This is a genomic window from Asticcacaulis sp. (assembly GCF_027484505.1).
GTDB lineage: Bacteria > Pseudomonadota > Alphaproteobacteria > Caulobacterales > Caulobacteraceae > Asticcacaulis.
Genome location: NZ_JAIXSV010000014.1, coordinates 1 through 11483, shown reverse-complemented (window position 1 = coordinate 11483; position 11483 = coordinate 1). Strand labels below are relative to the sequence as shown.

The following is an 11483-nucleotide window of genomic DNA, read 5'->3' as shown; positions in this document are numbered from 1 at the left end:
GGGGAGGTGCCGAGTTTACGAGGCGGAGGGGTATCTTACGGACGGTAATACCCCTCCGTCAGCGTCGCTTCGCTCGCTGCCCATCGCTTGCGAAAGCTATACTTTCGCTACGCTATACCCCACTTCGTTGGGAGGAGAAATAGAGCGCAGCCCTATGCCCCAAGCTCCCGTTCGTGCTTTTTGTGTTTTTGGTGGCTAAAAATCTTCCCCGCCCCACACGTGCGCCCATATTCGGGGTCCGGGGTCAACTGACCCCGGAAGCCTCATACCGATCCGACGATGCAGTGCGCCGCGACCCAGACGCGCGCGATATTGGCTTTTGAGGCCGTATAGACGATTTTTTGCAGCACATCCGCGTCGCTATCGAGGTCGTCCATCAGGCGGATGGTCCCGTTCGCGGCCTGCGGGTCAATCAGTTGTGCGTCAAAATAGCGGCCGGGCTCAAAGCTGCCGACGGGCAGGTCCAGCGCTTCGGCCCCGCCTTTGGTGGCCAGGTAAAAGGCGGTGCGCCAGTCGATCTGGCTGTCGCGGATGCCGCGGTTGTCCCAGTGCAGGCGCGCATCGACGCCGTCATGCAGGGCGCGTGACGAGGCCACGGCCCAGCGCATATTGTCATAGATCGAAGACGACGGCCCGCCAGAAATATCGGTGCCGAGCCCGACGCGCACCCCTTTTTCCAGCGCGCGTTTGAGGGGGAAGACGGCGTTGGAGAAGTAGTAGTTGGACAGCGGGCAATGGGCGACGCCGGCCCCGCGTTCACGGATGGTCTGCATATTGGCGTCGGAGATGAAGTTGGCATGGGCCAGCACCGTGTGGCGCGTCAGCAGGCCGAAGCGGTCCAGACTGTCGGTATCCTCGCGGCCGTGGCGGTCGAGGACGTAGTTGTGTTCCCAGTCGCTTTCGGAGCAGTGGGTCTGAACGTGGCAGCCGCAGCGGCGGGCGATGTCGCCCAGCCCTTCCAGCGCCGCATCGGTGCACGAGGCGATAAAGCGCGGCGTGACCACCGGCTTGATCCGGTCGCTGTTGAGGCCGCGCACGTGGTCGATAAAGGCTTCGGTGCCGCGCAGGGCGGCATCGGTGGATTCGACGTAAAAGTCCGGGCATTGCTCCGGATTGTCCATCGCCACCTTGCCGATCAGGGCGCGCTGGCCCTTGGTCAGGCAGATGTCGGCCAAAAGGCGCGTGGCGTCCTGATGCTGGGTGGCGAAATAGAGTGCCGTGGTGGTGCCGTTCGACAGCAGGTCGTCCACCAGCCCTTCATAAGCGCGGCGCGCAAATGACAGGTCGGCATAGCGCGCTTCCAGCGGGAAGGTATGTTTTTGCAGCCAGACCTCCAGCGGCACGTCCAGCGCCTTGCCCAGTTGCGGCCACTGCGGAGCGTGGATGTGCAGGTCGCAAAAGCCCGGCAGGGCGTAGGTGCCCTCAGGCAGGGTTTCCAGCCGGGCGGCGGCGCGGTCTTCGGCGACGGCGGCGGCATAGGTGGGCGCATCGGGGCGCAGCACTTCGACGATACGCCCCTCCGCGTCGCAGCGGATCAGGGTGTCGCGCAGGACCTCCATACCGCCGCAGACCGGGGCGTGGAAGAAGGTGCCTTTGAAAGAACGGGGTGTGGTCATTTCGTCCAAGCCTCCCCCCTGATGTCAGGGGGGAACCCGGCAAAGCCGGAGGGGGGTTAGAGGTGGGGCATAACCCCACCCGGCCCTTCGGGCCACCCTCCCCTGAAATCAGGGGAGGTGCTTAATTTGTGTAAGCCTCAATCTCATCGAGATGCCGGAACACCTCCGCATCGCTGAGGAAGGACCCCAGAAACGAATTGCGCGCCAGCGTGATCAGGTCGTCGCGATCGACCAGCCCCGACGCCGCCACGGCGCGGTAATTGTCGTTCACATAACCGCCGAAATAGGCCGGATCGTCGGAATTGAGCGTGGCGCGAAGGCCCTTGTTCAGCATGGTGCGGATGGGGTGCTGCGCCATGTCCGTCACCACACACAGCTTGAGGTTCGACAGCGGACAGACGGTCAGCGTCATGCCCAGACGCGCCAGCCGCGAGGTCAGGTGCGCGTCTTCCAGCGAGCGGTTGCCGTGGTCGATACGGTCCACCTTGAGGATATCCAGCGCTTCGTGGACGTATTCGGGCGGCCCCTCCTCGCCGGCATGGGCGACTTTTTTGAGGCCAAGTGCGCCGGCAGCCTCAAACACGCGGGCGAATTTCGATGGCGGGTGGCCGACTTCGGACGAGTCGAGCCCCACCCCGGTCAGGCGGTCGAGAAACGGCTCGGCGGCCTTTAAGGTGGCAAAGGCGGCGTCCTCATCAAGGTGGCGCAGGAAGCACAGGATCAGTTTGGAGGTCAGGCCGTATTCGGCTTCGGCCGCCTTCATGCCTGAGGTCAGCCCGTCCATCACCACCGCCATCGGGATACCGCGGTCGGTATGGGTTTGCGGGTCGAAGAAGATTTCAGCGTGGCGCACGCTGTCGGCGTGGGCGCGGTCAAAATAGGCCTTGGCGAGGTCGTGGAAGTCTTGTTCCGTGCGCAGGACATCGGCCCCCTGATAGTAGATGTCGAGGAAGTCCTGAAGGTTGGAAAATTCGTAGGCCGCGCGCACCTCTTCGACCGATTTGAACGGCAGGGCGATCTTGTTGCGCTGGGCCAGCGCGAACATCAGTTCCGGCTCCAGCGAGCCTTCGATATGCAGGTGCAGTTCGGCCTTGGGCAGACCGGCGATAAAGGCGTCAAGCGACGGGAAGGGTTTGGTCATGACGGGTATCCTCGGTCAGGGTGCGATTTTTGTCTGTAATCTGAAGCAACTGCGCGGCGACGGCAACCGCGATGACTTCGGGGGCCTTGCCCGTAATGCCGGACAGGCCGATGGGGCACGTGATACGCGCGATCTCGTCTTCGGCAAAGCCGTCCTTGCGCAGACGGCTGAAGAAGCGGGCGCGCTTGGTGGCCGAGCCGATCAGGCCGATAAAGCGCGCTTGCGACCGCAGCGCCGCCTTGGTCAGCTCATAATCCAGCGCGTGATCGTGGGTCAGGATCAGGGTCAGGCCCGTCCCCGCCTCCGCTTCGGCGCACAGGGTCGGAGCATCACTGATCTGAACGCCCTGCGGCACATCGGTGCGGTCATCGCACCAGCGGAGTTGAAACGGCAGGCCCTCCAGCACCCGCGCAATGGCGATGCCGACATGGCCCGCACCGAACATCAGCACGGGTGTCAAGGGTTGACCCAGACGCTCGATCAGGCGATCCCCGACCACCGGCACAGGGCCCCGCGCTGACAAGTTGGGCACCTCTTCGCTCAGGCGACGGCGGACCCCATCGGCGTGCAGATCACTGCGCAATGTAAAGCTATCAAGGCCGCGCACGGCCTCCAGCCAGCCTGCCTCCGCCGGGTCGAGGTGCTCGATCATCACCCGCACGCGGCCGCCGCAGCATTGCCCCAGCAGCACACCCAGCGGGTAGTCCTGAATCCGCCAGGTGCCGGGTTTATGTTTCAGGGCCAGCCGCGCCTGATCAATGCACTGAAACTCCAGATTACCACCGCCAATCGTGCCGTAGATGGCCTTTGCCGTGACCAGCATCCGCGTCCCGGCCTCGCGCGGCGTTGAGCCTTCGACGGCCAGCAGCGAGATCATCGCCAGTGGTTCTTTGCCCAACAGATCAAGGGCTTTGGCGACCCAGTTCACAGTGTCCCCCCATTGAGGGCTTTCAGGATGCGTTCCGGCGTCGCCGGGGCATCGAGCGTCGGGCGCGGGTCACCGGTCGCCGCCGCTACGGCATAGGTCAGGGCCGAGAACACGCTGTTGGCCAGCATGAAGGGCGGCTCGCCTACGGCCTTGGAACGGTGAATGGTCGGCTCGCGGTTTTCGCCCGCCCGCCACAGGTGGATATTCATCACGGCGGGCCGGTCGGAGGCGCAGGGGATCTTATAGGTCGAAGGGGCGTGCGTCAGCAGCCGCCCCCTGGCGTCATAGACCAGTTCCTCAAAGGTCAGCCAGCCCTGCCCCTGCACATAGGCGCCCTCAATCTGCCCCAGATCGAGCGCCGGATTGATCGAGCGCCCGACATCGTGGAGAATGTCGGCGCGCAGCACCTTATGTTCACCGGTAAAGGTGTCGATGACCACCTCTGACACCGCCGCGCCATAGGCGAAGTAGAGGAAGGGCCTGCCCGTGTGCGTCTTGCGGTCGTAATGGATTTTCGGCGTGGCGTAAAACCCCGTCGCCGATAAGGAAATACGGTTGAAATGCGCCAGCCGACAGACCTCGGCAAAGCCAAGCACATCCTCGCCCGCGCGCACCACACCGCCTTCAAAGACCACACTGTCCGCCGCCACGCCGTTGCGTGCGGCCATCAGTTCGGCCAGCCGTTCGCGGATGGTATTGGCCGCGTTCCACGCCGCCCAGCCGTTGAGGTCCGTCCCCGATGAGGCCGCCGTGGCCGAGGTATTGGGCACCTTGTCCGTGCGCGTTGACGTGATGCGGATACGCTCCAGCCCCAACCCGAAGACATCGGCGACGATCTGCGCCACCTTGGTATTCAGCCCCTGCCCCATCTCGGTGCCGCCGTGATTGAGCGCAATCGAGCCATCGACATAGGCGTGGACCAAGGCCCCGGCCTGATTGAGGTGGCTGGTGGTAAAGGAAATGCCGAACTTGACCGGCGTGCAGGCGATACCGCGCCGCAGATAGGGATGGGACGCATTGAAGGCGTCGATTTCGGCCTTGCGCGCCTCATAATCGGCGGAGACCTTCAACTCCTCAACGAGGCGATCAGCGACAAAATCTGTCACCGCCATCTGATACGGCGTTAGATTGCGCTCAGGGCCATAGAAGTTGACCTGCCGCACACTCAGCGGATCACGCCCCAGATGCAGGGCGATGGCGTCCATCACCCGCTCGATGGCCAGCATGCCCTGCGGCCCGCCAAAGCCGCGAAAGGCGGTATTGGAAACGGTATGGGTCCGGTAGCGATGCGAGACGATCTCGACATTTTCAAGGAAATAGCAGTTATCGGCGTGGAACATGGCCCGGTCATTGATCGCCGGCGACAGGTCGGTCGAACAGCCGCAGCGCGAGGCCAGTTCCAGCCGCAGCGCCCGGATGCGCCCCTCGTCATCAAAGGCCACGTCGTAGTCAGCGGTGAAATCGTGCCGCTTACCCGTGATCTGCATATCCTCGTCGCGGTCGGCGCGATACTTGGCCGGGCGACCGGTCTTGGCCGCCACCAAAGCCGCCGCCGCCGCAAACAACGAAGCCTGCGTCTCCTTGCCGCCAAAGCCGCCGCCCATGCGCCGCACCTCCACCGTCACATCGGCGGAGGTTACGCCCAACAGATGCGCCACCAGATGCTGCACCTCGGACGGATGCTGCGTCGAACACAGAAGGTGCACCCCGCCCTGCTCCATGGGCGTGGCGACGCTGATCTGCCCTTCGAGGTAGAAATGATCCTGCCCGCCGATCTCCAGCGCGCCGTTAATCCGATGCGGCGCGGCCTCAAGCTCTGCCATATCGCCGCGCCGCATCACCTGCGACGCTTCGATCAGGCTGTGGGCGGCCTTCGCCTCGGCAATGGTCAATATGGCGGGCAAGGGCTCGTAGTCTATACGGCCCAGCTTCGCCGCCACACGCGCCGCCTTGGCAGAGGTGGCGGCGACCAGAAACACCGGCTGGCCCATAAACACCACCTCGTCGGCGGTCAGCAGGCGGTCGTCTTTGGCCACAGGCGCGACATTGTTGTCACCGGGGATGTCGGCGGCGGTGAAGACGGCGACCACGCCCGGCGCGGCACGCACGGCACTGAGGTCAAGGCTCAATATCTTCGCGTGAGCGTGCGGGGCGCGACCAAAAGCCAGATGCAGCATCCCCGCCGGTTCGGCCACGTCATCGGCATAGAGGGCGGTGCCGCTGACGTGCAGAGGCGCGCTGTCGTGGGCCAGAGATGTATGGACCTTTGAGGTATGGACTTTTGGGGTGTGAATTTGGGGGGTGTGACCGTGCTCAGCCATGCGCCACCCCAAGCACATCGCCGCCTTGGCCTTGAATCTCAAACCATAGCTTTTTCAGGATATTACCGGCGACGGTTAATCTATAGTCCGAAGACCCGCGTACATCGGTAAGCGGCGTAAAATCCGCCCGCAACGCTTCGGCCGCCAGCGCCAGCCGTTCCGGCGTCAGCGGGTGCCCGGTCAGGACGGCCTCGGCGTGAGCGGCCCGTTTGGGGGTGCCGGCCATGCCCCCAAAGGCCAGCCGCGCCGCCTGCACCACCGCCCCGTCAAAGCGCAAATGCACGGCGGCGCAGACGGCCGAAATATCAGAATCGAAGCGCTTCGACAGCTTGACGATACGCACCACATCGCCGGCTTTCGGCGCGGGCACAAAGACGCTTTCGACAAACTCACCGGGCTGCCGGTCCTGCTGGCCATAGTCGAGGAAATAGGCCTCCAGCGGCAGGGTGCGGCGCGCCTCGCCCCGGCGCAGGGTCAGTTCGGCCCCCAGCGCGATCAAGGCAGGTGGCATGTCGCCGATGGGCGAGCCATTGGCGATATTGCCACCGATGGTGCCGGCATTGCGCACCTGAACCGCGCCAATGCGGCGGATCAGCTCGCCCAGATCGGGCGACAGGTCGGCCAGCGCCTCACGCGCCTCAGAATAGCGCACCCCGGCCCCCAGCCGCACGCCCTGCGGCGTCACCTCGATGTCGCGCATCAGGTGACCGATAAAGGCGACCTCCGGCAAGACGCGGTGCTGCTTGCTGACCCACAGGCCAACATCGGTGGCCCCGGCGATCAGTCGCACATCGGGGTTTTCGATAAGGATTTCCGCCAGATCATCGGTATTGCGCGGTACATAGGCCCGCCGCGTCAGCCCGGCCAGCGGGTCTTCGTAGCTGAGGACCAGCCGGGTGTCGCGGCGGAGTTTTTGCAGCGCCTCACGGATGGGCCCGTCGTCAAACGGCAGCGACGCCACCTGTTCGGCGGCCTTGAGGATCGGGCCATAGCCCGTGCAGCGGCACAGGTTTCCGGCCAGCACCTCCGCCGGATCGGCCCCCACCGTGCCGCACGCCCCCATCGCGCACCCGACCAGCGACATCACAATGCCCGACGTGCAGAAACCGCACTGCGAGGCGTGCAAATCAACCATTGCCGACTGCACGGGATGCGCGCCTTTCAGGCTTTCGACCGTCATCAGCGCCTTGCCGTCCAGCATGGGCAGGAACAGGATACAGGCATTCACCGCGCGCCAGTTTAGGCGCTCGCCTTCCAAATCCCCCACCAGCACCGTACAGGCCCCGCAGTCGCCTTCGGCACAGCCTTCCTTGCTGCCGGTGCGCCGCGCCGCGTAGCGCAGCCAGTCGAGCACGCTTTGCGTGGGGTCGATGCCGGACAGGGTGACGATCTCACCATCGAGATAGAAGCGGAGTTTATCGGGCATGTTTATCTCCTCCCCTGCACAGCGGGGGAGGTGGCAGTGAGCGCAGCGAAACTGACGGAGGGGGCGAAGAAAGACCCCCTTGCCCCTTCCGTCTCGACGCGCTCCGCTGGCTCGACACCTCCCCCGTACGCTGCGCTACAGGGGAGGAGGTCTGGCGTGAACTCCCCATCAGCTCCCCCTGTAGGTCGAATAGCCATAGGGACTGACCAGCAGCGGCACGTGATAATGCCCCACCCCATCCATGCCGAAGTCGATGCCCACGCGATCGAGAAACGGCGGCTCGGCCAGCGTCACGCCCTTACCCCGGAAATAGTCGGCCACATCGAATTCCAGCCGGTACAGCCCCGCGCTCAGGCTCAGCTCGCGCAGTTCCGGGCAGCGGCCATCGGCATCGGTCGTGCCGGCAAACAGCACTTCGCGGCCACTGAGGAGGTGCAGCCCGACCCCCTGGGCCGGGGTGCCGTGGGCCGTATCGAGGACGTGGGTCGAAAGGCTCATGAGGCGCTCCACTCGCCGACAAATTCCGGCTCATCATAGGCAAAATAGGCGTCGAGACACGCCGTCTTCTGATCAAGGAACAGCTGATCGGCCACGGCACTGGCCAGCTTCGGCAGGGCGTATTTCAGCCCCGACAGGGCCGAGGCCGACAGGCCGAAATTGATCAGGGCCGAATAGTTGAAGGCAAACAGGCCATGCAGTTTCGCCTGCCACTCAGGGTCGCGCCCGCTAAAGGTGAAGCCTGCGCCCAGATAGGGATGCGCGTCAAGCAGCGGGTTGCGGATCCCCTCCGGGGCCGCATAGACATCGGCCCAGCGCGCAATCCCCGGCTCCAGCCGCCGCAGTTCCGGCCGCAGGGCCGGATCGGTGACAAGGCCGGTGGAGATGACCAGAAAGTCGAACGCGTGCTCGCCTTTGGGCGTCGTCACCACCGCCTGACCGCCCTCTTCGCGCACCGCCTGCCAGGGCGAACCGGTGTGCAGGCGGAAGCCCGCAAAGGCCGCCGCCCGGTTGAAGGTGTCGTTAGTCGGCGGTTGATTGAATTTGAAAAAGTGCGACATGGCGGCGTATTTTTCGCCGTCGCTGAGTGCGGCAAAGCGCGGGATCAGGCCCGCCGCCTCCATGTGCCGGATCGGGTTGATGCGCGGCAGGGCCTCACGCCGCACAAAGACGTGCGCTTCGGCGGCCCCGGCATCGAGCAGATGGTGGGCATTGTCAAAGGCCGAGGCCCCGCCTCCCAATATACCGATGCGCTTGCCTGTCAGCGTCGCCACGTCGATGGGTTCAGAGGTATGGGCGTAAAGATGGCGCGGCAGGCCCCTGATCATCTGCGGCGTATGCCAGCCGCCGCCGCCCTGAATCCCGGTGGCCAGAACGACCTTACGCGCCAGATAATGGCCGTCCGAAGCGTGCACGCGGAACAGGCCGTCGATGGGCTCGATATCGCTGACCCGCACGCCATTTCTGACCGGCAAATCCAGCACGCGGCGATACCAGCGCAGATAGGCCATCCAGTCGCCGCGCGGAATCTTGTCAAGGCGCGCCCAGCCTTCGGGCCCGTGCTGCGCCTCCCAGAAGGCGCGGAAGGTCAGGGAGGGCACGCCCATATCGATCGAGGTGATGCCCTTGGGCGTGCGCAGGGTCATCATGCGGGCATAGGTTTCCCACGGCCCTTCAAAGCCTTCGGCGCTCTCATCAAGGATCAGCAGGTTGTGGATACGCTCACGCTTTAGCGCAAAGGCGGCGCTGAGGCCCGACTGACCGCCGCCGATGATGATGACGTCGTGCACCGGACCGTCCGGATGCGTCGCCGGGGTCAGCCAGTCGTTGCCGGGATAACAGAGCGCCTCAAGATCGTGCCTGACGCGGGCATTATGGGCTTCGAGGCTCATGCGCCCTCCACATCTTTGAGGCGCAGCCAGACGATCCTATCCACCTCGGACAGGGCCGTGGTAAACTCTGTCTGCGGGTCGTGGCTCAGACGCGACTCCATCGCCGCGAGAATAGCCACCTTATCCCCGGCCAGCCGCACACAGATGATGAAAGGGAAACCAAAGCGCGTTTCATAGGCAGTGTTTAGCTCATGAAACCGCGCAAATTCCGCCTCCGTCAGGGCATTGAGCCCCACCGATGCCTGTTCGGAGGCCGACTCCTTCGTCAGACCGGCCTTCACCTGCGCCTTGTCGGCCAGTTTGGGGTGGGCGCGCAGCAGGGCCAGTTGCGCCTCCGGCCCGGCGTGCGCCACCACCTTCATCAACCCGGCGTGCAGGGCCGCTAGGTCTTTGAACGGCCGCATCGTCTCGGCCTGCGCCACGATCCACGGGCTGTGCTCGAACAACAGGCCGAAGCGTTCGATAAAGGCCCGGCGGTCCAGACGGTTGAAATCACTCATGAGGTCGCCCCCTCGATCGACACATGCGCCGACACCACCTTCCAGCCGTCGGCAAAGCGCACCCAGGCCTGCGACTGCCGACCCCTCCGGTCGGAATTGTCACGGAAAAATTCGGCATGGGCGGTGGCGAAGGCGTCACCATAGACAGTGATTTCGACCCGGCCCAGTTTACGCTGTGGCGAGCCGCCCCGGCCTTTGCGGAAGGCGCGTATCTCTTCAATGCCGTACAGCACCTCACCCACCCCGTAGCGGATGGTTTCGGGTGCCTCACGGAACAGGCGGTCCATGGCCGGAATATCGTCGGCCATCAACGCCGCCTCATAGGCATAGAAGGCCTCGGTCACCTCTTTCAGGCGAACAGGATCATTAAGCCGCATAGGGATGCACTTTCAGCCAGTGACGGGCGATGTCGATGCGGCGCGCCACCCACACCTTGTCGTGGCTCAGCACGTGATCGAGGAAACGCGCCACGGCGGCGGCCCGCGCCGGCTTACCGGCAATGCGCCCATGCAGGCCAATCGACATCATGCGGCCGCCCTCAAGGTACAACTGATCGAACGTGTCGCGCAGGTAGCGATAGAAGGGCTCGGCGTCGGCAAAGCCGTTATAGGCCACGAACTTCATGTCGTTGACGTCCAGCGTATAGGGCACGATCAGTTGGGCGGTTCCATCGCTTTTCAGGCCAAACCGCGTGTCGTAATAGGGCAGGTCGTCGGCGTAGGAATCGGCGTCATAGACAAAGCCGCCCTCTTCGACCACCAGCCGCGCCGTGTGGGGCGAGGTGCGCCCCTGATACCAGCCCAGAGGCCGCGCCCCGGTCAGTTGGGCGTGAAGCTCTATGGCCTTGTGGATATGGTCGCGCTCAACCTCTTCCGGCACGGTCTGATAGTCGATCCAGCGATAGCCGTGGCTGGCGATCTCCCAGTCGGCGGTCAGCATGGCCTCAACCGCCGCCGGATTCATCTGCATGGCGGTGGCCACGCCATAGACGGTGACGGGGGGGCCGCGTTCGGTGAATATCCGGTGCAGCCGCCAGAAACCGGCGCGCGACCCGTAATCATAGAGGCTTTCCATGGCCATGGCCCGCGCCCCGATATGGCTTTGGGCACCGACCATTTCGGACAGGAAGGCCTCAGACCCCTTGTCACCATTGAGGACCGAGTTTTCGCCGCCCTCTTCGTAATTGATGACGAACTGCACGGCGATGCGCGCCCCGTCGGGCCACTGCGCATCGGGCGGTGTCGGACCATAGCCGATCAGGTCACGCATCTTCCTCCTCCCTTGCAAGCCCTTGGGCGCAGCGGGGGAGGTGGCGCGGCAAGCCGTCAGGCGCGTCCGCGACGGAGGGGGCACAGATCAGCTTGGCCCCACCCACCGCTTCGCGGTCCCCCCTCCCCGCTATCACAGGGAGGGATGTCAGACGAATCCTCATCCCCACACCTCCCGCGCGGCAGGGACCGCGGCCCCCAGATTGACCGCCACCCCTTCGGCGACCAGACAGGCCTCCAGCGCGGCCAGGGTCGTCAGCACCTTGGACTTCATGGCGTTATAACCCATGGCCCCGATGCGCCAGATCTGCCCCTGCAAGGGGCCAAAGGCCGTGCCGATCTCGATTTCGAAGTCTTCGCGCATCCGCTGACGCACGCGCTCGCCATCAAGGCC

The 11483-nt window shown here is 64.5% G+C and carries 10 protein-coding genes and 1 pseudogene; all 11 read right to left on the bottom strand.

The window, feature by feature from the left end; genetic code table 11:
• Positions 1 to 263: 263 nt before the first annotated feature.
• On the bottom strand, positions 264 to 1616 hold the full coding sequence (gene guaD / locus Q0072_RS00990) for a guanine deaminase (RefSeq protein WP_298324443.1): 1353 nt from the start codon (positions 1614 to 1616) through the stop codon (positions 264 to 266).
• 121 nt (positions 1617 to 1737) lie between these two features.
• Positions 1738 to 2757 (bottom strand): adenosine deaminase, encoded by a 1020-nt coding sequence (locus tag Q0072_RS00985; RefSeq protein WP_298324440.1) that lies wholly within the window; start codon positions 2755 to 2757, stop codon positions 1738 to 1740.
• The gene (xdhC, locus tag Q0072_RS00980) at positions 2732 to 3685 is read right to left on the bottom strand and encodes a xanthine dehydrogenase accessory protein XdhC (protein ID WP_298324437.1); all 954 of its coding nucleotides are present in this window, start codon (positions 3683 to 3685) and stop codon (positions 2732 to 2734) included. The genes Q0072_RS00985 and xdhC overlap by 26 nt, the downstream gene beginning before the upstream one ends.
• On the bottom strand, positions 3682 to 6006 hold the full coding sequence (xdhB, locus tag Q0072_RS00975) for a xanthine dehydrogenase molybdopterin binding subunit (protein WP_298324434.1): 2325 nt from the start codon (positions 6004 to 6006) through the stop codon (positions 3682 to 3684). Before xdhB ends, xdhC begins: the two co-directional genes overlap by 4 nt.
• Positions 5999 to 7432: a xanthine dehydrogenase small subunit gene (xdhA, locus tag Q0072_RS00970; RefSeq protein ID WP_298324432.1), complete on the bottom strand. Its 1434-nt coding sequence runs from the start codon at positions 7430 to 7432 to the stop codon at positions 5999 to 6001. The genes xdhB and xdhA overlap by 8 nt, the downstream gene beginning before the upstream one ends.
• A 168-nt stretch (positions 7433 to 7600) precedes the next feature.
• Positions 7601 to 7930, bottom strand: a complete 330-nt coding sequence (gene uraH, locus Q0072_RS00965) for a hydroxyisourate hydrolase (RefSeq protein ID WP_298324428.1) — start codon at positions 7928 to 7930, stop codon at positions 7601 to 7603.
• Positions 7927 to 9321, bottom strand: coding sequence for an NAD(P)/FAD-dependent oxidoreductase (locus tag Q0072_RS00960; protein ID WP_298324426.1), 1395 nt, complete (start codon positions 9319 to 9321; stop codon positions 7927 to 7929). The genes uraH and Q0072_RS00960 overlap by 4 nt, the downstream gene beginning before the upstream one ends.
• Positions 9318 to 9821 carry a 2-oxo-4-hydroxy-4-carboxy-5-ureidoimidazoline decarboxylase gene (gene uraD / locus Q0072_RS00955; RefSeq protein ID WP_298324424.1) on the bottom strand — a complete coding sequence of 168 codons (504 nt, stop codon included), beginning with the start codon at positions 9819 to 9821 and terminating at the stop codon, positions 9318 to 9320. The genes Q0072_RS00960 and uraD overlap by 4 nt, the downstream gene beginning before the upstream one ends.
• Positions 9818 to 10198: an oxalurate catabolism protein HpxZ gene (gene hpxZ, locus Q0072_RS00950; RefSeq protein ID WP_298324422.1), complete on the bottom strand. Its 381-nt coding sequence runs from the start codon at positions 10196 to 10198 to the stop codon at positions 9818 to 9820. The genes uraD and hpxZ overlap by 4 nt, the downstream gene beginning before the upstream one ends.
• Complete coding sequence (gene puuE, locus Q0072_RS00945) at positions 10188 to 11090, bottom strand: allantoinase PuuE (RefSeq protein WP_298324419.1); 903 nt, start codon at positions 11088 to 11090, stop codon at positions 10188 to 10190. The genes hpxZ and puuE overlap by 11 nt, the downstream gene beginning before the upstream one ends.
• 159 nt (positions 11091 to 11249) lie before the next feature.
• Positions 11250 to 11483, bottom strand: a pseudogene (locus Q0072_RS00940) (alanine--glyoxylate aminotransferase family protein); the annotation flags it as partial.